At 67.2% G+C, this 21142-nt stretch carries 22 protein-coding genes; 13 read left to right on the top strand and 9 right to left on the bottom strand.

All coding sequences use genetic code 11. From position 1 onward, the window contains the following. Positions 1-72 precede the first annotated feature (72 nt). The 3 genes from purB (at position 73) to grxD (ending at position 2183) form a co-directional block, all read left to right on the top strand. Complete coding sequence (gene purB, locus TSH20_RS20140) at positions 73-1368, top strand: adenylosuccinate lyase (protein WP_109076368.1); 1296 nt, start codon at positions 73-75, stop codon at positions 1366-1368. 146 nt (positions 1369-1514) lie between these two features. Then, complete coding sequence (locus tag TSH20_RS20135; RefSeq protein WP_109076367.1) at positions 1515-1754, top strand: BolA family transcriptional regulator; 240 nt, start codon at positions 1515-1517, stop codon at positions 1752-1754. A gap of 87 nt (positions 1755-1841) precedes the next feature. Beyond that, positions 1842-2183, top strand: a complete 342-nt coding sequence (gene grxD / locus TSH20_RS20130; RefSeq protein WP_109076366.1) for a Grx4 family monothiol glutaredoxin — start codon at positions 1842-1844, stop codon at positions 2181-2183. A gap of 67 nt (positions 2184-2250) precedes the next feature. On the opposite strand, the gene TSH20_RS20125 is transcribed toward grxD, so the two are convergent. Then, positions 2251-2586, bottom strand: a complete 336-nt coding sequence (locus tag TSH20_RS20125; RefSeq protein ID WP_109076365.1) for an NHLP leader peptide family RiPP precursor — start codon at positions 2584-2586, stop codon at positions 2251-2253. A gap of 169 nt (positions 2587-2755) precedes the next feature. Here TSH20_RS20125 and TSH20_RS20120 point away from each other — a divergent pair, with 169 nt between their 5' ends. Then, entirely contained in the window at positions 2756-3694 is a 939-nt protein-coding gene (locus TSH20_RS20120; protein WP_146205398.1) for a GNAT family N-acetyltransferase, read from the top strand. A gap of 88 nt (positions 3695-3782) precedes the next feature. Further along, complete coding sequence (rarD, locus tag TSH20_RS20115; RefSeq protein ID WP_109076363.1) at positions 3783-4709, top strand: EamA family transporter RarD; 927 nt, start codon at positions 3783-3785, stop codon at positions 4707-4709. An 18-nt stretch (positions 4710-4727) separates the two neighbouring features. Here the strand turns inward: rarD and TSH20_RS20110 are convergent, their stop codons facing one another. Then, positions 4728-5390 (bottom strand): TetR/AcrR family transcriptional regulator, encoded by a 663-nt coding sequence (locus TSH20_RS20110; protein WP_109076362.1) that lies wholly within the window; start codon positions 5388-5390, stop codon positions 4728-4730. A 146-nt stretch (positions 5391-5536) separates the two neighbouring features. Here TSH20_RS20110 and TSH20_RS20105 point away from each other — a divergent pair, with 146 nt between their 5' ends. Then, positions 5537-6652 (top strand): alkene reductase, encoded by a 1116-nt coding sequence (locus TSH20_RS20105; RefSeq protein ID WP_109076361.1) that lies wholly within the window; start codon positions 5537-5539, stop codon positions 6650-6652. A 136-nt stretch (positions 6653-6788) separates the two neighbouring features. Here the strand turns inward: TSH20_RS20105 and TSH20_RS20100 are convergent, their stop codons facing one another. Further along, positions 6789-7301 (bottom strand): hypothetical protein, encoded by a 513-nt coding sequence (locus tag TSH20_RS20100; protein ID WP_109076360.1) that lies wholly within the window; start codon positions 7299-7301, stop codon positions 6789-6791. 311 nt (positions 7302-7612) lie between these two features. Between TSH20_RS20100 and TSH20_RS20095 the strand changes: the two genes are divergently transcribed. The 6 genes from TSH20_RS20095 (at position 7613) to TSH20_RS20070 (ending at position 12798) form a co-directional block, all read left to right on the top strand. After that, positions 7613-8008 (top strand): iron-sulfur cluster assembly accessory protein, encoded by a 396-nt coding sequence (locus TSH20_RS20095; RefSeq protein WP_109076359.1) that lies wholly within the window; start codon positions 7613-7615, stop codon positions 8006-8008. 70 nt (positions 8009-8078) lie between these two features. Continuing rightward, positions 8079-9002, top strand: coding sequence for a Fe-S cluster assembly protein NifU (gene nifU / locus TSH20_RS20090; protein ID WP_109076358.1), 924 nt, complete (start codon positions 8079-8081; stop codon positions 9000-9002). Positions 9003-9017: 15 nt separating this feature from the next. Beyond that, on the top strand, positions 9018-10223 hold the full coding sequence (nifS, locus tag TSH20_RS20085; protein WP_109076357.1) for a cysteine desulfurase NifS: 1206 nt from the start codon (positions 9018-9020) through the stop codon (positions 10221-10223). A 268-nt stretch (positions 10224-10491) separates the two neighbouring features. Further along, on the top strand, positions 10492-11613 hold the full coding sequence (gene nifV / locus TSH20_RS20080) for a homocitrate synthase (RefSeq protein ID WP_109076356.1): 1122 nt from the start codon (positions 10492-10494) through the stop codon (positions 11611-11613). 11 nt (positions 11614-11624) lie between these two features. Then, positions 11625-12449, top strand: coding sequence for a serine O-acetyltransferase (cysE, locus tag TSH20_RS20075; RefSeq protein WP_348770446.1), 825 nt, complete (start codon positions 11625-11627; stop codon positions 12447-12449). A 13-nt stretch (positions 12450-12462) separates the two neighbouring features. Next, positions 12463-12798 carry a nitrogenase-stabilizing/protective protein NifW gene (locus tag TSH20_RS20070; protein WP_109076354.1) on the top strand — a complete coding sequence of 112 codons (336 nt, stop codon included), beginning with the start codon at positions 12463-12465 and terminating at the stop codon, positions 12796-12798. Between the two features lie 55 nt (positions 12799-12853). Here the strand turns inward: TSH20_RS20070 and TSH20_RS20065 are convergent, their stop codons facing one another. Further along, positions 12854-13156, bottom strand: a complete 303-nt coding sequence (locus tag TSH20_RS20065) for a hypothetical protein (RefSeq protein WP_109076353.1) — start codon at positions 13154-13156, stop codon at positions 12854-12856. 273 nt (positions 13157-13429) lie between these two features. Here TSH20_RS20065 and TSH20_RS20060 point away from each other — a divergent pair, with 273 nt between their 5' ends. Continuing rightward, on the top strand, positions 13430-13837 hold the full coding sequence (locus TSH20_RS20060) for a response regulator (protein ID WP_109076352.1): 408 nt from the start codon (positions 13430-13432) through the stop codon (positions 13835-13837). A 200-nt stretch (positions 13838-14037) separates the two neighbouring features. Here the strand turns inward: TSH20_RS20060 and TSH20_RS20050 are convergent, their stop codons facing one another. The 5 genes from TSH20_RS20050 to TSH20_RS20030 all read right to left on the bottom strand — a co-directional run bounded on the left by TSH20_RS20050 (position 14038) and on the right by TSH20_RS20030 (position 20954). Beyond that, the gene (locus TSH20_RS20050; protein ID WP_109076351.1) at positions 14038-14331 is read right to left on the bottom strand and encodes a ferredoxin family protein; all 294 of its coding nucleotides are present in this window, start codon (positions 14329-14331) and stop codon (positions 14038-14040) included. Then, on the bottom strand, positions 14328-15629 hold the full coding sequence (locus TSH20_RS20045) for an FAD-dependent monooxygenase (protein ID WP_109076350.1): 1302 nt from the start codon (positions 15627-15629) through the stop codon (positions 14328-14330). Before TSH20_RS20045 ends, TSH20_RS20050 begins: the two co-directional genes overlap by 4 nt. Before the next feature lie 28 nt (positions 15630-15657). Next, positions 15658-16755: an electron transfer flavoprotein subunit alpha/FixB family protein gene (locus TSH20_RS20040; RefSeq protein ID WP_109076349.1), complete on the bottom strand. Its 1098-nt coding sequence runs from the start codon at positions 16753-16755 to the stop codon at positions 15658-15660. Positions 16756-16780: 25 nt separating this feature from the next. Further along, entirely contained in the window at positions 16781-17632 is an 852-nt protein-coding gene (locus TSH20_RS20035; RefSeq protein WP_109076348.1) for an electron transfer flavoprotein subunit beta/FixA family protein, read from the bottom strand. 238 nt (positions 17633-17870) lie between these two features. Further along, a complete protein-coding gene (locus TSH20_RS20030) occupies positions 17871-20954 on the bottom strand; it encodes a DUF3369 domain-containing protein (protein ID WP_109076347.1) in 3084 nt (1027 codons plus the stop codon). Positions 20955-21142 lie beyond the last annotated feature (188 nt).

Raw genomic sequence — 21142 nt, 5'->3', positions numbered from 1 at the left:
CCAAAACCCCATGATTCCAAGGCTTTCGAGACCCTATGGGGTCAACGGCGCGCCGCAACTAGGAGAAGAGTAATGATCCCCCGCTATACCCGCCCCGAAATGGCCCGCATCTGGGAGCCTGAAAACCGCTTCCGCATCTGGTTCGAGATCGAGGCGCACGCCTGCGACGCGCAGGCCGAGCTGGGCGTGATCCCGAAGGACGCCGCCAAGGCGGTGTGGGAGCGCGGCAAGTGGGAGATCGACCGCATCGACGAGATCGAGCGCGAGACCCGGCACGACGTCATCGCCTTCCTGACCAACCTCGCCGAATATGTCGGCCCCGAGGCCCGCTTCGTCCACCAGGGCATGACCTCGTCGGACGTGCTGGACACCTGCCTCGCCGTGCAGATGACCCAGGCCGCCGACCTGCTGCTGGCCGACATGGACGCCCTGCTGGCCGCGCTGAAGCGCCGGGCGTACGAGCACAAGAACACCGTCACCATCGGCCGCAGCCACGGCATCCATGCCGAGCCGACGACCTTCGGCCTGAAGCTGGCCGGCCATTACGCCGCCTTCGCCCGCGGGCGCGAGCGTCTGGTCCAGGCGCGCCAGGACATCGCCACCTGCGCCATCTCCGGCGCCGTCGGCACCTTCGCCAACATCGATCCGCGGGTGGAGGAGCATGTCGCCGCCAAGCTGGGCCTGTCGGTGGAGCCGGTGTCGACCCAGGTCATCCCGCGCGACCGCCACGCCTTCTTCTTCTCCGTGCTGGGCGTGATCGCGTCGAGCATCGAGAATCTGGCGACGGAAGTCCGCCACCTGCAGCGCACCGAGGTTCGCGAGGCGGAGGAGTATTTCCACCCCGGCCAGAAGGGCTCGTCGGCGATGCCGCACAAGCGCAACCCGGTCCTGTCGGAAAACCTGACCGGCCTGGCCCGCATCGTGCGCTCCGCCGTGGTCCCGGCGCTGGAGAATGTCGCGCTGTGGCACGAGCGCGACATCTCCCACAGCTCGGTCGAGCGGATGATCGGCCCCGACGCCACTGTCACGCTGGACTTCGCCCTGGTGCGCCTGACCAGCATGATGGAAAAGCTGGTGGTCTATCCGGAGCGCATGCAGAAGAACCTGGACGATCTGGGCGGTCTGGTCTTCTCGCAGCGCGTCCTGCTGGCGCTGACCCAGGCCGGCATGAGCCGCGAGGACAGCTACAAGGCGGTGCAGCGCAACGCCATGCAGGTGTGGGAGAAGGGCGGCAACTATTTGGACCTGCTGTCGGCAGATCCCGACATCGCCAAGCATATCGGCCGCGACAAGCTGGAGCCGATGTTCGACATGTCCTACCACACCAAGCATGTCGACACCGTGTTCAAGCGCGTGTTCGGCGAGTGAGCTGCTGATGGCGCGGGCCGTTACGGCGTCTTCCGCAGAACGGCAAATATTTGCCGGTGGATGACAAACGGCCCGGCCGCACCTAATCTATCTCAAGAAGCACGTGCCCGGGCGGGGCAATCCTGAACAGAACGAGGACTGTACCCATGGCGATGGAAGCCGCCACGATCGAAAAGCTCATCAAGGAAGGCATCCCCGACGCAGTCGTGGAGATCGCCGACCTGCGGGGCGATGGCGACCACTATGCCGCGCTCGTCACCTCCGCCACCTTCAAGGGCAAGAGCCGGGTGCAGCAGCACCAGATGGTCTACGCGTCCCTGCAGGGCAAGATGGGCGGCGAACTGCACGCCCTGGCGCTGACCACCGCGGTGCCGGAAGGCGCCTGAAAAGCGGATGCCGGAAGGCGCCTGAGTATTCGTCACATTGGACAAGGTCCCGGCACCGCCGGGCCTAATCGGAAGGGTTATCGAGTCATGGTCGATCAGAACGTCGTCGAGCGCATCGAGCAGGACATCAAGAACAACGATGTCGTGCTGTACATGAAGGGGACCCCGGTGTTCCCGCAGTGCGGCTTCTCCGCCGCCGTCGTCCAGGTGCTGAGCCACACCGGCGTCAAGTTCAAGGGCGTCAACATCCTGGAGGATCCGGGCCTGCGCCAGGGCCTGAAGGAATACTCGAACTGGCCGACCTTCCCGCAGCTCTACGTCAAGGGCGAGCTGGTCGGCGGCTGCGACATCGTCCGCGAGATGTACGAGTCGGGCGAGCTGCAGACCCTGATGACCGACAAGGGCGTCGCCACCGGCGCCGCCGCCTGACGGCATCGCCGGTCCAGGCCGGAACAGAAAAAGCCCCGCTCCGGCGGGGCTTTTTCTTTGTGTGGCGTTACTTCTTCTTCGGCTTCGGCGGCGCGTCGTTCGGGCCGTAGAGGATGAAGGCGGAGAAGCTGGTCCCGCCGGAGGCGAGGTCCAGCAGGTCGTCCGGCAGCTCGCTCTGATCGGCGGCGGGCAGGACCAGGGTCATTTCGCCCGGCTGCTCCTCCACCACCTTGATGGCGATGCCGGGGATCGGATCGGTGCCGAACAGGGTCTTCAGGGCCGCATGCGGGTCCTTGACCAGCAGAGCGCGGAACGCAGCGTCGGATTGCGCACGATCCACCAGGGCGGCTTCGGCTTGACGACGGAGTTGCAGCAGAGGATCGACACCAGCCTGCGAAGTCATAACCCACCTTTCCGCAATTGTTTAAAAACTGAAACCGTATCGATGCACCGGTCCGGCAAGCATAGACGCGGCAATAAGATCGCTATATACATGCAATCAACGAACCGGCAAGCGGAAATTGTATTGCGCCATCTGGCGTTACGCGATTGCGGCGGCGGGATTTTGATCCATGACGATTCAATCAGAAGTTATTCGCCCCGTCTCTCCGGACGAAGCCGACGCGGTGGCACCACTGACCTGGGCGTCCTACCGCTCCCTGCTGTCGCTCACCGACCCGGAAGAGACGCGGCTTTGCCGGCCCTGCGCCGTTGCCGCGTGGGACGGTGACCGGCCGGCCGGTCTTGCGCTGTCGGCCGTATCGCCGGGCCGCCCCTTGGAGGCGGGAGAGCAGACGCTGCTGTCGCTGACCGTTGCCCGGCCCTGGCGCCGGCGCGGACTGGCGCTGCGGCTGCTGGCGGCGCTGGAGGGCGCCCTGCCCGCGCTCGGCGTCCGGCAACTGGCCGTCAGCTATTCCAGCCGGTTGCCGGCGGCGGATGCCTTCGCCGCCACCCTGCGCGCCGCCGGCTGGCCGGAACCGGAACCGTCGCGGCTGCGCATCTGCGGGGCCGTGCGCGACACCGTGAGGGTCTTCCGTGATCGCGATTCGCTGATGACGCGCATGACGGCGGAAGGCTTCCGCCTGTGGTCCTGGCGGGAGCGCGGGACCGAGGCGGAAACGCTCGCCCAGGCGCTGATCGACCGTGGCGAGGCGCCGGTCTGGGCACGGCCCACCCATTGGCGCGGCATGCTGGACCCCGACCTGTCGCTGGTCATCGGCGCGGGTGACGTCATCGTCGGCTGGGCGCTGTGCGTGCACCAGCCGGATCTGTCGCGCTGGTTCTTCCCCATCGGCTGGGTCCACCCACCCTATGACCGCCGCGGCTGGCTGATGGGCGCCTATGCCGAGGGGGCTGAGCGGGTGGCCGCCCGCCATGGCGCCGATTCGGTGGCGGCCATCGAGACGGCCAGCGGCCAGTCCGGCATGTGGCGGCTGTTCGAGCGAAGATTCGCGCCGCACGCCCATTGGATCGACCGAATGATGACGAGCGAGCGCCCGCTCGGTTTCTAGCATGCCGCGAAGCGATGCCCGGCGCGCAGCCCCGCCATGCCCGGCGCCCCGCTGCCGGATTGCACAAACAATGTGCTAAACGGACGGTATGGTTCAGACCCCGCCGCCCGCCAAGGCCCCGATCTCCACAACCGCAGCGTTCGTCGCGGCGCTCGCCTCATACCTGATCTGGGGGCTGGTCAACCCGGTCTTCTTCAAATCGCTGGGCGATGTCGGGGCGGTGGAGATCGTCGCCCACCGCGTGGTGTGGACCGTGGTGCTGGTCGGCATCGGCGTGCTGTCGACCCGCGGGCCGGCGGCCGTCGTCGCCGCGGTGGGCAGCTGGCGCCGGCTGGGCATTCTGGTGGTCACCACCCTGCTTGTCACCGTCAATTGGACCGTCTTCATCTGGGCGGTGGTGAACAGCCGGCTGGTCGAGGCCAGCCTGGGATACTTCATCAACCCGCTGGTCAATGTGCTGCTGGGCGTGCTGTTCCTGCATGAGCGGCTCAGCCGCGGCCGGATGCTGGCGGTCGCCATCGCCGCGGCCGGCGTCGGCAGCCTTGTCGTCAGCTATGGCACCGTGCCCTGGGTCGCCCTGTCGCTGGCGCTGTCCTTCGGCTTCTACGCCCTGGTGCGCAAGAAGGCGGCGATCGACCCGGTGATTGGGCTTCTGGTGGAAACCGCCCTGCTGCTGCCGGCCGCGCTCGGCTATCTGCTGTGGCTGGGCGGCGACGGCGCCTTCGGGCATGGCTGGGGCGAGAGCACGCTGCTGGTGCTGGCCGGGCCGATGACGGCGGTGCCGTTGGTGCTGTTCATGTTCGGCGCGACGCGGCTGACCATGACCACGCTCGGGTTGCTGCAATATGTCGGGCCAACCGGGCAGCTTCTGCTGGGCGTGCTGGTCTACGGCGAGGCCTTCACCCGCAACCACGCCATCACCTTCGCCTGCATCTGGGTGGCGCTGGCGGTCTTCACCGCCGACGCGGTCCACAGCCACCGCAGCACAACCCGCGCCGCCGCCGCCGCGGAGTAATGGCGGTTTACCGCGGCGTCAGCGAGGCGTCAGTCCATGGGCGATGGTGTGGGCCAGCGTGCCGACCATCGCGCAGATGCCGGCATCGTCGCGGCCGAACACCACCTGATCGAGGAAGCCCAGTCCGAAGCTGAGCGTCGCGATGCCGGCCGCCACATTGGCGAGGTCGGCATCGGCGGCGATGGCGCCGCGCGCGCGGAAGCCTTCCAGCCGTCTCAGCAGACAGGGGATACGGCTCTCCGACAGGGTGCGCGCCATTTCGTCCGCCACCGCCTGATCGACCAGCGCACGGGCCAGCACCACGCGGGTGAAGTCGCGGCATTTCCAGCTGTGCTTCAACTGGGCATGGAGAAAGCGGGCGAGATCGGTTTCCAGGTCATCGTCCGGCGGCGGCAGGTCGCAGCCGCCCGCTTCCTCACGCCAATAGCGCTCCACCACCGCCAGCAGCAGACCGCTCTTTCCTGAGAAATAGCGCTGGATCAGCTGTTCGTTGACCCCGGCCCGCCCGGCGATCTCCCGCGTCGTCGCCGCATCGAATCCGCGCTCCGCGAACACCAGCTTGGCGGCGTCGAGCAGCGCGCCCTCGGTCGCCGCGCGGTCGCGCTTGCGCCCCCCGCCCTCGCACGCGCCCTCGGTCCCGTTGCCGGGGCAACAGCCGTCATCGTCCTTGCTTGCGTCCAAAACCCGTCCCTCTCCGGTGCGTCCCGTCAGCTTCATAATAAGTATGCAGATACATACTTGACAAGCGGCGGGCTCTGGTTCAAGTATGTACTCACATACATACAAGCCGATTTGCCCAACAGGGGCCAATAGGGGGTAGTCCCGCCATGCCGCAAAGCACTGCAAAGCCTGACCTGTTCACCCCGCTGCGCCTCGGCGCCATCGAGCTGCCGAACCGCGTCGTCATGGCGCCGATGACCCGCAGCCGCGCCGGCGAAGGCAACTGCCCGACCGCGCTCACTGCCGAGTATTATGCGCAGCGCGCCTCCGCCGGCCTGATCATCACCGAGGCGACGCAGGTCTGCGACACCGCCCAGGGCTATCCCAACACGCCGGGCATCCACACCGACGCCCAGACCCTGGCTTGGCGTGCGGTGGCGGACGCCGTGCATGACGCCGGCGGGCGGATCGTCACCCAGCTCTGGCATGTCGGCCGCATCTCCCACCCGCGCTTCCAGCCGAACGGCGCCGCCCCGGTCGCCCCGTCGGCGATCGCGGCGAAGGGCCAACTCTACACCGGCGCCGGCATGGAGCCCTTCCCGGTGCCGCGCGCCCTGGAGACCGCCGAAATCCCTGCTCTGGTCCGTCACTTCGCCGACGCCGCCAAGCGCGCGGTGTTCGATGCCGGCCTGGACGGCGTCGAGATCCACGCGGCCAACGGCTATCTGATCGACCAGTTCCTGCGTGACAGCACCAACACCCGCACCGACCAGTATGGCGGGACGGTGGAGAACCGCTGCCGCTTCCTGCTGGAAATCCTGGAGGCCACGGCCCATGCCGTCGGCGCCGACCGCATCGGTGTCCGCCTGTCGCCGACCGGCGTGTTCAACGACATGAAGGACAGCGACCCGCTGCCGCATTTCCTGGCGATCACCAAGGCGCTGAACCCCTTCAACCTCGCCTATCTGCATGTGATCGAGGGCCGGCCCGGCCACCATATGGCTCCACCGGAAGGCGCACCGCATGTGGCGTCCGCCCTGCGCGCCGCCTTCAAGGGTCCGTTCATCCTGAATGGCGGCTACAGCCGGGCCGACGCCGACACCGCCCTGGCGAACGGCGAGGCCGACGCGGTCAGCTTCGGCGAGGCCTTCATCTCCAACCCGGACCTGCCCGTGCGCTTCCGTGCCGATGCGTCGCTGGCCGAGCCGGACCGCACCACCTACTACGGCGGCGACGCCAAGGGCTACACCGACTATCCGGCCCTGGAGTCCGTCGCCGCCTGACCGGTTTGCGGCCTCCCTGCCCCGGCGGGGCCGCAATAACTCTCGACGTGAGAGAGCGCGTCGTGAGTGCGTCGTGAGACGCAAATCCCCGCTGCCCCCGGCCCGGTTCCCCCCTGGGCCGGGGGCCTTTTTTGCGTTACGCCGAACCGGCCTCTCCCTCCAACCCGCGGGCCAGCGCGGCGATGGTGCCATAGCCGACCTGATCGGCCGGGTCGATCTCCGCCATCTTGGCGAGGATCTCCAGCGCCCTGTCGCGGTTGTGGCGGCGCAGTTCGATGAAGGCCAGCGCCTTCATGGTGAACAGGAAGAAGCGCGCCGGCCCGGCCGCCGTCCAGTCGGTGGAGCCGGCCGTCAGTTGCGACCAGTCGGCCGGAAAGCCGCCCTGGAGTGCGGCGGCATCCAGCCCGATGCGGGCCACCCGCTCCGCCTCCCCCAGCTTCTTGCGGTTGAAGTAGAATTTGTAGAGCGCATAGAAGACCGGCAGCACCCGTGGCCCCTTGCGGTGCGCCTCCCACAGCAGCGCCTCGCAGGCGTCGGGCACGTCGCGGGCCTTCACCGCCTCCTGCAAAAGCTCATCAATCTGTTCCGGCACGTCGCCGAAGGCCATGCGGCCGTTCGACATCCTGAGTTCGATCGGTTCGTCGCTCATCGCTTCCCTCGCCTGTATTTTCTGCTGCACCAATCAACCATCCGACGCACCGACGACGTCCCATGGTAGGCGCGCAGGCACGGGGAAAGACCATATTATTTTTGTGCGGCGAAGTGTCGCGGCTGTCGCAAAACCGACACGCGCCAAACCCGACAAAACCGTTGGAAGGCGAAACATTGTCGGACTCTCGCCACGCCATCCCCAGCTAACAATCCTTGAAAATCAATAGTTTGCCTGTTTGGCACAGCCCTTGCTCTACTTCCCGTCAGATCGGCCGGCACCCCCGGCAACGCGGCTTGAGGAGGCGGGACATGGTGACTCTGACGGATGCGGCGGTTTCAACCTTGGAACGGGTCCTGGCGACGTCGGGCGGTGCGGCCGCCGGCTTGCGGATCGCGGTCACCGACGGCGGCTGCGCCGGGCTGAAATACCAGATGGGCCTGGAGGCGGCGGCCGGCGACGACGACGCGGTGCTCAGCTTCGGCCCGGTCACCATCTTCGTCGACGCCAACAGCCAGCCCTTCCTGAGCGGCGTGGTGGTCGATTTTGTCGAGGGCATCGAGGGCTCCGGCTTCAAGTTCGACAACCCGAACGCGACCAGCAGCTGCGGCTGCGGCAAGTCCTTCTCGGCCGGTGAAGGCGGTGGCGGCTCCTGCTCGACCTCCTCGTCCAGCTGCGGATCGTCAGCCCCCTATTCGACCCATTAATCGGGGCCACTGATCCCGCCCCCGGACACTCTTCCCCTAGGCGCGCACCCCACGGAAAGGCAGCAGCGACATGTGGAACTACACCGACAAGGTCAAGGAACACTTCTTCAACCCGAAGAACTCCGGTGTCCTGGACACGGCCAATGCGGTCGGCGAGGTCGGCTCCATCACCTGCGGCGACGCGCTGCGTCTGATGCTGAAGGTCGATCCCGACACACAGATCATCCTGGACGCAAAGTTCCAGACCTTCGGCTGCGGCTCGGCCATCGCCTCAAGCTCCGCGCTGACCGAGATGATCATCGGCAAGACGGTGGACGAGGCGCTGACCCTGACCAACCGCGACATCGCCGAGTATCTGGGCGGCCTGCCGCCGGAGAAGATGCATTGCTCCGTCATGGGTGCCGAGGCCCTGCGCGCCGCCATCGCCAACTACAAGGGCGAGGCGTGGGAAGACGACCATGAGGAAGGCGAGCTGGTCTGCAAGTGCTTCGGCATCGACGCCGCCATGATCGAGCGCGCGGTGACCGTCAACGGCCTGACCACGCTGGAGGAGGTCACCCACTACACCAAGGCCGGCGGCTCCTGCCAGACCTGCCACGAGAAGATCGAAGAGGTGCTGGAAGAGGTGCTGGCGAAGACCGGCGCCCTGAAGCCCGCCAGGAAGCACACCCCCGGCACCGTCGGGCTGGACGCCATCAAGCCGCTGGAGCCGAAGGCCGAACCGGCCGCGGCGCCCAAGCTGACGAACGTCCAGCGCATGCAGGCGATCATGGGCGCCATCGAGGAAATGCGCCCGCAGATCCAGCGCGACGGCGGCGATGTGGAACTGGTCGACATCGACGGCAAGGACATCTACGTCCGGCTTTCCGGCGCCTGCTCCGGCTGTTCGCAATCGGCCGGGACGATGATGGGCGTGCAGATGAAGCTGGTCGAGAAGCTCGGCGAGTTCGTGCGGGTCAAGCCCGCATCCCTCATGCCGGCCCACGCGGGCTAAGGGGAGCCTGATATCATGAGCCAGGGCATCTATCTCGACAACAACGCCACCACCCGCGTTGATCCGGAAGTGCTGCAGGAGATGCTGCCGCTCTTCACCGAGCATTTCGGCAACCCGTCCTCCATGCACGGCTTCGGCGCCGCGGTGGGCGGCAAGATCGAATGGGCGCGCAAGCAGGTCCAGGCCCTGCTCGGCGCCGCCCATGACAGCGAGATCGTCTTCACCTCCGGCGGGACGGAAAGCGACAACACCGCCATCCTGTCGGCGCTGGAGGCCTATCCGAAGAAGCGCGATATCGTCACCAGCGTGGTCGAACACCCCGGCGTGCTGGCGCTCTGCGAGTATCTGGAGAAGAAGCGCGGCTGCAAGGTCCACCGCATCCCGGTGGACAAGCGCGGCAACCTCGACATGGAGGCCTACCGCGCGGCCTTATCCGATCAGGTCGCCATCGTCTCCATCATGTGGGCCAACAACGAGACCGGGACGATCTTCCCGGTGGAGGAACTGGCGCGCATGGCGAAGGAGGTCGGCGCCCTCTTCCACACCGACGCGGTGCAGTCGGTCGGCAAGATCCCGATGAAGCTGGCCGACAGCGCCATCGACATGCTGTCGCTGTCCGGCCACAAGCTGCACGCCCCCAAGGGCATCGGCGCGCTCTACGTCAAGCGCGGCCTGCGTTTCCGTCCGATGCTGCGCGGCGGCCACCAGGAACGCTCGCGCCGCGCCGGTACGGAGAATGCGCCCGGCATCGTCGGGCTGGGCGCCGCCGCCCAACTGGCGCTTGTCCATATGGGCGAGGAGAACACGCGGGTGAAGGCGCTGCGCGACAAGCTGGAACAGGCGATCCTGGCGGTGGTGCCGAGTTGCTTCGTCACCGGCAACCCGGACAACCGCCTGCCCAACACCTGCAACATCGCCTTCGAATATATCGAGGGCGAGGCAATCCTGCTGCTGCTGAACGAGGCCGGCATCGCCGCGTCCTCCGGCTCCGCCTGCACCTCGGGATCGCTGGAGCCGAGCCACGTCATGCGCGCCATGGGCGTGCCCTACACCGCCGCCCATGGCGCCACCCGCTTCTCGCTGTCGCGCGACACGACGGAGGAGGAGATCGACCGGGTCATCGCCGTGGTGCCGGGCATCATCGCCAAGCTGCGCAGCCTGTCGCCCTACTGGCAGCAGGGTGCGGACCGGCCGAAAGAGTTCGCGCCCGTTTATTCGTAACACCGGAATCGCAGGCCGGGTCGATGGCCCGTCCCGGCACCCCGCCCGACGACACCCCGTCGGGGCGGGTCCCCGGCCCGGCCTGCGACACTTCTGAGGGGGCGAAGTACTGTGCCCCCTCCCTAACCCTCCCCCGCGTTCCGCGGGAGAGGGAACTGCCGCCGCTCCTTTGCTGACCCTTACCAAGCGTCCTACCCCCTCTCCCGCGAAGCGGGGGAGGGATGGGGTGGGGGCAATCCGCGGCAACAACTCTCCAGAAGGTGCCCCCATGCCCACCACCTTCGCCACCATCAACGACACCACTTTGCGCGACGGCGAGCAGACCGCCGGCGTCGCCTTCACGCTCGACGAGAAGATCGCCATCGCCAGGGCGCTCGACGCCGCCGGTGTGCCGGAACAGGAGATCGGCATCCCCGCCATGGGCGAGGAGGAGCGCGAGGGCATCCGCGCCGTGGCGTCGCTGGGGCTGAAAGGACGGCTGATGGTGTGGTGCCGCATGCACGACACCGACCTGAAGGCGGCGCTGTCCTGCGATGTCGGCTTCGTCAACCTGTCGATGCCGGTCTCCGACATCCACATCACGAAGAAGCTGAAGCGCAGCCGGGCCTGGGCGCTGGCGGAGATCGAGCGCCGGGTGAAACAGGCGCGCGACCATGGGCTGGAGGTCAGCGTCGGCGGCGAGGATTCCTCCCGTGCCGACATGGATTTCCTGATCGCCGCCGCCACGGTGGCGCAGGAGGCCGGCGCCCGCCGCTTCCGCTTCGCCGACACGCTGGGCGTGCTCGACCCCTTCCAGACGCGCGCCTGCATCGAACGGCTGCGCCGGGCCACTGACCTGGAGATCGAGATCCACGCCCATGACGATCTGGGCCTCGCCAACGCCAACTCGCTGGCGGCGGTGCTGGGCGGCGCCACCCATGTCAACACCACGGTGAACGGCCTGGGCGAGCGCGCCGGCAACGCCCCGCTGGAAGAGGTGGTGGTGTCGCTGAAACACCTCTACCACATCGACAGCGGCGTGGAGACGCGGTCGCTCGGCACCATCAGCGATCTGGTGGAGCGGGCCTCCAACCGGCCGGTGGCGGTCAACAAGTCGATCGTCGGGTCCGCCGTCTTCACCCACGAGGCCGGCATCCATGTCGACGGCCTGCTGCGCGACCGCGCCACCTACCAGAATTTCGACCCGGCCGAGGTCGGGCGCGAGCACCGCATCGTGCTGGGCAAGCATTCCGGCACTGCGGCGGTGAAGCTGGCCTATGAACGGCTGGGCATCGCCTGCGACGACGCGATGGCGCAGGCGGTTCTGCCGCGTGTCCGCGCCCTGGCCACCCGCGCCAAGCGGCCGCCCACGGCCGAGGAACTGCACGCCTTCCTGGAGGCGGCGACATGACCCAGCCCGGTATTGTCGCTCTGCTGCGCGAGGACGTCGCCTGCGTCTTCGACCGCGACCCGGCGGCGCGCAATGTCTTCGACGTGCTGACCTGCTATCCTGGCATCCATGCGCTGGTGATGCACCGCTTCGCCAATGCGGCCTGGCGGCGGGGACTGCGCTGGCCGGCGCGTTTCCTGTCCTATGTCGCGCGCGCGGCAACCAACATCGACATCCATCCCGGCGCCAGCATCGGCCGCCGATTCTTCATCGACCATGGCGCCGGCGTGGTGATCGGCGAGACGGCGGAGATCGGCGACGACGTGACGCTCTATCACGGCGTGACGCTGGGCGGCACCTCCTGGACCAAGGGCAAGCGGCACCCGACGCTGATGGACGGCGTGCTGGTCGGCGCCGGCGCCAAGATCCTGGGGCCGATCACCGTCGGTGCCAACGCGCGGGTCGGCGCCAATTCGGTGGTGACCAAGCCGGTGCCGGATGGCATGACCGTGGTCGGCATCCCCGGCCGGGTGGTGCGGCCGGAAACGCAGCGCCATCCTTCCGGCCGCCATCTTTCCGGGCATGGCATCGACCTGGAACATCATCTGATGCCGGACCCGGTCGGCAAGGCCATCGCCTGCCTGATCGAGCACATCAACCGCATCGAAGCCCGGCTGGATGCCCAAACCGCAACCGTACCGTCACAGTTCCCTGATAAGAACATCCGCTTGTCGGAAATTCGCCCATCCGATCTGCATGGCGATGCCCGTTTGGACGGCGTCGCCTGCAGCGCCTGTGGAAACATCTGCGATCAGGAGGGCTGCGTCCCCTCCCCTTCCACCCAGCAGCATGCGTGAGGAGCCTTCGACGATGAGCGATTTCACCGACGACCTCGACGATCTGGAAACCGCGGAAGACTTCCTGCGCTTCTTCCACGTCACTTACGACCAGCGCGTGATCAACGTGAACCGCCTGCACATCCTGCAGCGCTTCCACGATTACCTGTCGGCGGACCACGGGATGGAGGGACTGGACGACGACGGCATGTCGGCGCGCTATCGCTTCCATCTGGAACGCGCCTATCAGGACTTCGTGGTGTCCAACGCCATCGCGGAAAAGACCTTCAAGGTCCACAAGGAAGAGGCGCGCAAGATGGCCGACCGCTTCGTGCCCCTGGACAGCCTGCTGGGATCGCCGGTCGGCTGAACCGCCGGCGCAAGAGCTTCGACGGAGGGGGCGTCTTGCGGCGCCCCCTTTGCCGTCAGTGGATCTTGCTCTCGTTCCGGCCGCCGTCGCGCCGGTAGACATGGACGTGATAGGCCGCCATCGGGTTCTCGTCGATGTAGCGCAGCAGCTCCTGCTCCGTCCGCGGCGTGGCGTCGCGGATCAGCACCTGCCAGGCGGGCTCCATCGTCGCGCGCAGCGTCTCGTCGTGGGGCAGCATGATGAAGCCGGCCCATTCCGGATCGAAATCCGCGAGATAGCTCTTGGTGTAGTGCTTCATCATCGTCGCATCGTTGACGTTGACGTTTTCCATGTTTTCGAAACAGACACGCAGGTCCATCGCCGGTCTCCTCATGGAAAAGGGAGCGGCCCCGCCGGCCTTCCATAATGGACAGGCGCGGGTCCGCAATGCTCGCTGGTGAAAACAACCCTGAGACAGAGATGGTGCTTCGTACGGGTAAAAAACAAGGGTGCGGCGACATCCTGCGACGCTTCCGCTCCGTGCCCCATGCGTCCGGCGCAGGCTGCGCCATTGGTCATAATCCTGCGCTTTTTGGTTTGCCGATCACTCGGCTCCTGTAAAATCGCTGTGACAGCCCCCTATGCGATCACGATGACAGATCTTACGCCTGCCTCCGACGCTCCCCTGCGCATCCTCATCATTGAAGACGAGAGCCTCGCCGCCATGGCATTGGAGGAAATTCTCGGGATGCTGGGATTCGCCGTCGTCGGGATCGAGGACAATGCCGACGCCGCGGTCGAGGCGGCCGAACGGCTGCGTCCGGATGTCGTGATGATGGACATCCGCCTGCTAGGGCCCCGCGACGGGATCGAGGCGGCGGCGGCGATCCGCGAACGGACCGGCATCCGCTGCATCTTCACCTCCGCCTTCGGCGACCCTGAGACCCGCCACCGTGCCGCGGAGTGCGACCCCTTCGGCTTCGTCCGCAAACCCTACTTCCCGGCCGAGCTGCAGCGGGCGCTGGGCCATGCGGTGGAGGCGTTGAGGGGACGTGGCTGATTACCCCCACCTAGCCTCCCCCGCTGGGCGGGGGAGGGACTGCCGCCACCCTCCCGAACAAGCACTTGCCCCCTCCCCCGCCCAGCGGGGGAGGGTTGGGGTGGGGGCAATCAGCGAGCACTCCCCCAAGACAAATCGGCCCCCGCGCAAGACTGCGCGGAGGCCATCCAGTTCCGGGGGAAGACACCAGACGTACCCGATCAGCCGAACTTGTAGCTGATGCCGTAACCGCCGCGCGGATAGTCCCAGGCGATGTTGCCCTTGTCCTGGCAGACGACGCGGCAGGTGCCGCATTCCAGGCAGCCGTCGGTCACCAGAGTCACGCCGCCCGTCTCGTTCTTGCTGTAGCAGGCGGCCGGGCAGCAAAAGGTGCAGGCCTGTTTCTCACAGCTTTGGCAGGCCTCGACGCTCTTGATCTGTATGTGCGGCCGGCTTTCATCGACGATGTAGCGGTTCTGATAAAGCTTCTCTTCGACCTTCACCATGATGCTCATCGCACGGCCCTCACCAGCTTGATTGCGTCACCGACCAGTCCCATCACCGAGCGGCGCTTGATGAAGGACTTCATGATCTGCTTTTCCTTCGACTTCTTGTCGATGCTGTCCACGGTAAACCAGTTGTGGGCCGCCGCGGTGATTTCGTCGGGATAGGCGCCGAAGAACTGCTTGTTGCCGTGCATGATGCCGGGCAGCTCGCGGTACTTCTTCAGGTCCTTCATGATGAAGCTGTCATCCAGCTTCTTCTTGTAGGCGGCCAGGTTCGACGCGTTGTAGCCCTTGCCGGCGGCCTTCAGCTCGATCACCGTCTCCGCCGCCATCCGGCCCGACGCCATGGCGAGGTTGGAGCCCTCGCGATGGGCGGCGTTGTTGAAGTGGGCGGCGTCGCCGACCACCATCCAGCCGTCGCCATAGAGCTGCGGAACCGCCTTGTAGCCGCCCTCCGGGATCATGTGGGCGGCGTATTCCTTCATCTCCGCCCCTTCGATCAGCGGCTTGATGACGGGGTGGTTCTTCAGGTCCTCCAGCATCCGGTAGGGCGGGCAATCGCCATTCTTGAAGTCGGAGATCAGGCAGCCGATACCGATCGTCAGCGATTCCTTGTTGGTGTAGAGGAAGGCGGTGCCGACCATCCCCTTGGTCACCTTGCCCATGATCTCGATGACGACGCCTTCGTCCTCCTTGATGCCGAAGCGCTGCTGAATCAACTCCGGATCGATGAAGAGGATTTCCTTCACCGCCAGCGCCACATTCTCCGGCGCCGCCTCCACCTGAAGACCGGCGCGCTTGGCCAGCAGGGCGTTGACGCCGTCGGCCATGATGACGACGTCGGCATGGATTTCCCCGCCCTCGCGGTCGGTGCGCACGCCGATCACCTTGCCGGACGGATCGCGGATCAGCTCGGTCACCGTGGTCTCGCAGATCTGCAGGCCGCCGACCTTGCGGATCTGCTCGCCCCACCATTTGTCGATGTTGGCGCGGATGATGGTGTAGCGGTTGGGCTTGTCGCTGTTGAAGGCTTCCGAGCGGTAGTTGGTGCCGACATAGCTGTCGTCGCCCAGCAGCCAGACGCGCTGTTCGATGATGTGGCGCTCGGTCGGGCAATCGTCCCGGAAATCCGGGATGATCTTCTCCAGTTCATGGGCGTACATGATGCCGCCCTGGACGTTCTTGGCGCCGGGATATTCGCCGCGCTCAAGCTGCAGGACCTTCAGCCCCTGCTTGGCCAGCGTGTAGGTCGCGGCGTTGCCGGACGGGCCGGCACCGATGACGATGGCGTCGAACTTTTCGACCATCTCGACAGGCTCCTTTCTCGTCCGGCGGTCAGCCGGCCATGCGGTTGACGGCCATATAATTATTGATGGGGAGCCGGCGGCCGAAGGCATCGGTCAGCGCCGGCAGGATCTTCAGCGCGTCGCCGACCAGCCCGAGATGGGCGAAGTCGAAGATCGTCGCGTTGGGATCGGTGTTGATCGCCAGGATCAGGTCGGACTTTTCCATGCCGACCCGATGCTGGATGGCGCCGGAGATGCCGGCGGCGATGTAGAGCTTCGGCCGCACCGTCTTGCCGGTCTGCCCGACCTGACGGTCGTTGGTCGCCCATCCGGCCTGGACCAGCGGCCGGGTCACCCCGACCTCGGCGCCCAGGACCCGGGCGAGGTCGAAGACCAGCTTCATGTTGTCGACCTTGCCCAGCCCCTTGCCGGCCGACACGATGATGTCGGCGAAGGCCAGCTGCGCCTCGTTCTGCTCGCGGTCGGCGATGAAGTTCAGGACTTTGGTGACGATGTCCTCTTCCCGCAGATCCGGCTGGATTTCGATGACGCGGCCGGTGCGGGCGTCGTCGCGCTCCGGCATCGCCATGACGCGCGGGCGCACCGTCGCCATCTGCGGCCGGTAGGCCAGCGTCTGAATGGTGCAGAGCAGCGTGCCACCGAAGGTCGGCCGGGTGGCGGCCAGCGAGCGGTTATCGGCGTAGATATCCAATTCGGTGCAGTCGGCGGTCAGGCCGGTCGCCAGCGTGGTGGCGATGGCGCCGGCCAGATCGCGTCCCAGCGTGGTGGCGCCCAGCAGCACGATCTCCGGCTTGTGGGTGTTCACCACCTCGGTCATCACGCGGCAGTAGGGATCGGTGCGATAGTCGGCCAGCGCCGGGTCGGTCACCTTGTAGACGATGTCGGCGCCATAGCTGATGGCGTCGCCGCAGATGCGGTTCAGGTCGGGGCTTTCGGCACCCAGCACCACGGCACCCACCTCCACCCCCAGCTTGTCGGCCAGCTTGCGGGCTTCGCCCAGCAGTTCCAGCGACACGGAATGGACGATGCCGCGCTCCTGCTCCACGATCACCCAGACGTTCTTGTAAACCTTCAGGTGTTCGGGAAGCTGGAACTTGCGGCCCTGGGGCTTGCTCGGTTCGCTCATCGTCGGGTCTCCCGCGGATGGATCGTCAAAGCCCGGCCGCGGCGCGGGCGAGCAGGTCGCCAGCCAACTTGGGCTGGGCGGCGAAGATGGCGTCGATGGCGGCGGCGGCCATCGCGTCGGGCGTATCGGATGCGGCCTCGATCATCTTGGCCTTCTCGGCGCGCGGCTTCGGCACGAACACCTTCGACACCACGGTCGGCGAGCCCTTCAGCCCGACGCGCCCCTCCTCGGCACCGGTGAAGTCGCGGCTCCAGGTCTTCAGCTCGTAGCGGGCGGCGCGGAACAGGTCGTCCATCTTGCCGAAGCGGATGGTGTTGGTGCCCTCCAGCATGGTGATCATGCAGGGCAGCTTGGTCTTCAGCACCTGCACGCCGCCTTCGGAGCGGCGCTGCACCACGATCTCCTTGGACGCGATGTTCAGATCCTCGATCTTGGTGATGTAGGTCAGCTGCTCGAAGCCGAGACGGGTGGCGATGCCGGGGCCGACCTGGGCAGTGTCGCCGTCGACCGTCTGCTTGCCGCAGAAGACGATGTCGACTGGTTCCTCCTCCGCCAGCTTCTGGATGGCCGAGGTCAGGGCGTAGGAGGTCGCCAGCGTGTCGGAGCCGGCGAATTTGCGGTCGGTCAGCAGCACCGCGTCGTCGGCCCCCAGCGACAGCGCCTTGCGCAGCGAGGTCTCCGCCATCGGCGGCCCCATGGTCAGCACGGTGACGCGGGCGCCCACCTTGTCCTTCAGCCGCAGCGCCTCTTCCAGCGAGAACAGGTCGAAGGGGTTGATGATGGCGGGCACGCCCTGCCGCATGATGGTGTTGGTGACGGGATGGATGCGGATCTGGGCGCTGTCGGGCACCTGTTTGATACAGACGACGATGTGCATCCCGTTCTCCTTGGCTTCCGCTCTCGCTGTGACGCGCATGTGGGTTTGGGGCCGGCACCGGGCCGGGATACACCCAGAACAGCAAGCGGCGTGCCAGCCGGCGCAAGCCGGCCAAGTCACGGGAAATGCAGGATTTTTCTGAGGAGCGGGACGCGCCTCACACTTGTCGCAAAGGCGACAAGGGGACGCTCATGTCGGTTTCGCTACAGCCTCTACTACAGCCGCTGCGGGTGCGGGATCAGACCGCCTCGATGTGGGCGATGACGCGGTCCAGCTCGATGCCGACGCGGGCGACCAGGGCGGCGATGCCCTCCAGCCGGTGGTCGATCACCGCCAGCTCCACCGCATCGGCGGCGGCGGCGAGGTCGCGGGCGCCGACAGTACGCGAGGACCCCGCCAGCTTATGCGCGGCCTGCCGCACCTCGTCCCAGATCTCGCCGGCCAGCGCATCCATCAGCCAGCGATGCGAGGCGCTGTTGGAGGTGACGAACTCGCCCAGCAGATGCCGGACGAACTCGCCGTCGCCATCGAACAGCGCGGTCAGCGCTTCAAGGTCGAGCGGCGGCAGGTCGGCGATTGCGGGGGTTGGCGGAGATGCCGACTGAGGGGAGGGTTGCTGCAACTCGTCGTTCATCGCTTCCATGCCTTCCGAAGCTTCGCACGGCTCCGCCCCCTCCCAGCCCTTGCCGTCCGCAGGGGGCAGGAAACGGTCGACCACTTGGCGCAGATCGGCGAGGCTGACCGGCTTGGCCAACGTGTCGTCCATGCCCGACGCCAGGCAAAGCTGCGCTTCGTTTTCCGTCGCGTTGGCGGTGATGGCGACGATGGGCAGGCGCGGGCCTCCACCGGCCGCCTCGGCAGCGCGGATGCTGCGGGCCAGTTCCATGCCGTCCATCTCCGGCATCTGGCAGTCGGTCAGCAGCAGGCCATGGCCGCCGGCCCGCCACATCGCCAGCGCCTGGGCGCCATCCTCCGCAGTCTCCATCACATGGCCGAGTAGGGTCAGTTGGCGCTGGATGACCTGACGGTTGGTCGGATGATCCTCCGCCACCAGGATCAGCCGGCCCTGCGCCCGTGCCTCCTCCACCGTGGGCAGGCGGCGTCGGCCGGCCGCCGGGGTGGCGGGTTCCGGTTCGGGATGGCGATCGGTACGGCCCCCCTCCCCTACCGCCATCCGCCCGGCGGCGGCCAGGATGGCGCGGACCAGCCCGCCCCGCCGCACCGGCCGGCCGAGAACCACGGTCCCGGCGCCGGACGCGCCCAGTTCCGCCGCGTCGCCCGCGGTCAGCGCGTCGCCGCCGATCAGCACGCGTCCGCGCACCCGGCCGCGCGGGTCATTGTCCAGCGCAGCAAGGTCGGTGCCCAGCGTGGAGACCAGCACGTCACAGGCGGCGGTCGGCAGCAGGGTGCGCAAGGCCGCCTCGGCGTCGGCCGCCTCCACCAGTTGGGCGCCGTCGGCATTCAGATAGCGGGCGAGGAAGCCGCGCTCCTGCGCATCCGCCGCCAGAAGAAGCACGGTCACCCCCTGCAGCGGCGCCCGCTGCGTCGGGGCGGGCTCGATCGCCGCCGGGACCAGATCGGCGGCGAAGGTGAACCAGAAGGTCGAGCCGACATTGACCTCGCTGATGACGCCGATGTCGCCGCCCATCAGTTCGGCCAGACGCCGGCAGATCGACAGTCCAAGCCCGGTGCCGCCGAAACGCCGGGTGGTCGATGCCTCCGCCTGGGTGAAGGGGCGGAACAGGCGAACCTGATTCTCCTTGGAGATGCCGATGCCGGTGTCGGTCACGGCGACGCGGATGGTGACGCGGTCGCCGTCGAACTGCGCCAGTTCCACCCGCATGGTCACCGAACCGGACTGGGTGAACTTCACCGCATTGCCGGCGATGTTGAACAGCACCTGCCGGATGCGGACCGGATCGCCGACGACCTCCGCCGGCAGATCGGGGTCAATGTAGGTGACCAGCGACAGCCCCTTGCCCCGTGCACCCGGCGCCAGCGTTTCGGCCACCCCCTCCACCACATTGGCGAGGGAGACCGGCACCCGCTCCAGGTCGAGCCGCCCGGCCTCGATCTTCGAGAAGTCGAGGATGTCGTTGATGATGGTCAGCAGCGCACCGGCCGACTCCCGCACCACGCTGACCAGCTCGCGCTGGTCGCCGGTCAGGCTGGTGTGCTCCAGCAGTTCCAGCATGCCCTGGATGCCGTTCATCGGCGTGCGGATCTCGTGGCTCATCGTCGCCAGGAACAGCGACTTCGCCTGATTGGCCGCCTCCGCCTCCGACCGCGCCGCCTCCGCCGCCTCCCGCGCCGCCACGAGGTCGCGCGTGCGTTCCGCCACTTGGCCCTCCAGGCTGCGGTTCAGCTCGGTCAGTTCCTCGTACAGGTGGACGTTGTCGAAGCCGATGGCGACCTTGGCGCAGAACACCTCCAGCAGCCTGCGCTCGTCCGCCGTCAGCGCCCGCCCATGGCCGAGATAGACCGCGGTGTCGTGGTGCCGGGTGGCGGAGCGGAAGACCAGAACACTGTGGCCGCGTTCGTAGCGGTTGCGGCCGTCGGCCAGCGCCGCCGTCACCGCCTGCACCGCATCGGGCGGCAGGGCCAGGAACAGCGGCGTCCCTTCCATCCCGACATGGCAGCCGGCGCCGCCAAGCACCAGCGGCTCCGCCGGCCGCGGCCCGTCGGACAGGCGGCTGACCAGCGCCACCCCGTCACCCTGCGGGCAGACGCCGACGATCTGCGCCACGGCATGGCGCACGAACTCCGCCATCGTCCGCTTGCCCAGCAGGGTGGACGAGGAGTCGAGGATGCGCTCCAGCCCCTCGCGGTGGTCCTCGATGGCGGTGATGTCCTGGTAGCCGCGGAGCGCGGCGACGACGGAGGTGAACAGCTTCTGCGCCGTCAGCTCCGTCTTCGATTTGTAGTCGTTGATGTCGTAGCTGAGGATGACGTCGCGTTCCGGCGCCTGCCCCGGCTGGCCGGTGCGCAGGATGATGCGCACACGGCGGTTGCTCAGTTCGTTGCGGATGTAGCGGACCAGACGCAGGCCGGCATCGTCGGACTCCATCACGACGTCCAGCAGGATCACCGCGATGGCCGGGTTGTCGCGCAGCACCCCGCGCGCCTCCGCCGCGGTGGCGGCCGACAGGAACTGCGCCGGGCGCCCTTCGAAGGCGAAGCCGCGCAGCACCATCTTGGTGGTGGCGTGGATGGCGGGGTCGTCGTCGACGATCAGGATCAGCCAGGGTTCGACCGGTTCGACAGCCTCGGCCGCCACCTCGACGGCGGGTTCCTCCTCCGCGAACAGGAATTCGTCGCTCATCACGGCCCCCCGGCGAAACAACCGCGCTTTTTCCACCCCGGCGCGCGGGCGACCTTATCATATGTCGGGGAATGGCCGCCAGTTCGGCCCCCGGCCGGCACCGTCAGGTGGTGCCGGCAGGCGGAAAGGGTGGATTTGCCGGGCGGCAGCCGCCATGGTGACGCCGTTTTCCATCGCGCATGTGCCGT

The organism is Azospirillum sp. TSH20, from assembly GCF_003115935.1.
GTDB lineage: Bacteria > Pseudomonadota > Alphaproteobacteria > Azospirillales > Azospirillaceae > Azospirillum.
Note: the sequence above shows the minus strand (reverse complement) of the source record. Positions and strands in the feature narration are given on the sequence as shown.

Coding starts and splice junctions, on each gene's coding strand:
- purB (WP_109076368.1), top strand. CDS start 73: ATGATCCCCCGCTATACCCGCCCCGAAATGGCCCGCATCTGGGAGCCT.
- TSH20_RS20135 (WP_109076367.1), top strand. CDS start 1,515: ATGGCGATGGAAGCCGCCACGATCGAAAAGCTCATCAAGGAAGGCATC.
- grxD (WP_109076366.1), top strand. CDS start 1,842: ATGGTCGATCAGAACGTCGTCGAGCGCATCGAGCAGGACATCAAGAAC.
- TSH20_RS20125 (WP_109076365.1), bottom strand. CDS start 2,586: ATGACTTCGCAGGCTGGTGTCGATCCTCTGCTGCAACTCCGTCGTCAA.
- TSH20_RS20120 (WP_146205398.1), top strand. CDS start 2,756: ATGACGATTCAATCAGAAGTTATTCGCCCCGTCTCTCCGGACGAAGCC.
- rarD (WP_109076363.1), top strand. CDS start 3,783: ATGGTTCAGACCCCGCCGCCCGCCAAGGCCCCGATCTCCACAACCGCA.
- TSH20_RS20105 (WP_109076361.1), top strand. CDS start 5,537: ATGCCGCAAAGCACTGCAAAGCCTGACCTGTTCACCCCGCTGCGCCTC.
- TSH20_RS20100 (WP_109076360.1), bottom strand. CDS start 7,301: ATGAGCGACGAACCGATCGAACTCAGGATGTCGAACGGCCGCATGGCC.
- TSH20_RS20095 (WP_109076359.1), top strand. CDS start 7,613: ATGGTGACTCTGACGGATGCGGCGGTTTCAACCTTGGAACGGGTCCTG.
- nifU (WP_109076358.1), top strand. CDS start 8,079: ATGTGGAACTACACCGACAAGGTCAAGGAACACTTCTTCAACCCGAAG.
- nifS (WP_109076357.1), top strand. CDS start 9,018: ATGAGCCAGGGCATCTATCTCGACAACAACGCCACCACCCGCGTTGAT.
- nifV (WP_109076356.1), top strand. CDS start 10,492: ATGCCCACCACCTTCGCCACCATCAACGACACCACTTTGCGCGACGGC.
- TSH20_RS20070 (WP_109076354.1), top strand. CDS start 12,463: ATGAGCGATTTCACCGACGACCTCGACGATCTGGAAACCGCGGAAGAC.
- TSH20_RS20065 (WP_109076353.1), bottom strand. CDS start 13,156: ATGGACCTGCGTGTCTGTTTCGAAAACATGGAAAACGTCAACGTCAAC.
- TSH20_RS20060 (WP_109076352.1), top strand. CDS start 13,430: ATGACAGATCTTACGCCTGCCTCCGACGCTCCCCTGCGCATCCTCATC.
- TSH20_RS20050 (WP_109076351.1), bottom strand. CDS start 14,331: ATGAGCATCATGGTGAAGGTCGAAGAGAAGCTTTATCAGAACCGCTAC.
- TSH20_RS20045 (WP_109076350.1), bottom strand. CDS start 15,629: ATGGTCGAAAAGTTCGACGCCATCGTCATCGGTGCCGGCCCGTCCGGC.
- TSH20_RS20040 (WP_109076349.1), bottom strand. CDS start 16,755: ATGAGCGAACCGAGCAAGCCCCAGGGCCGCAAGTTCCAGCTTCCCGAA.
- TSH20_RS20035 (WP_109076348.1), bottom strand. CDS start 17,632: ATGCACATCGTCGTCTGTATCAAACAGGTGCCCGACAGCGCCCAGATC.
- TSH20_RS20030 (WP_109076347.1), bottom strand. CDS start 20,954: ATGAGCGACGAATTCCTGTTCGCGGAGGAGGAACCCGCCGTCGAGGTG.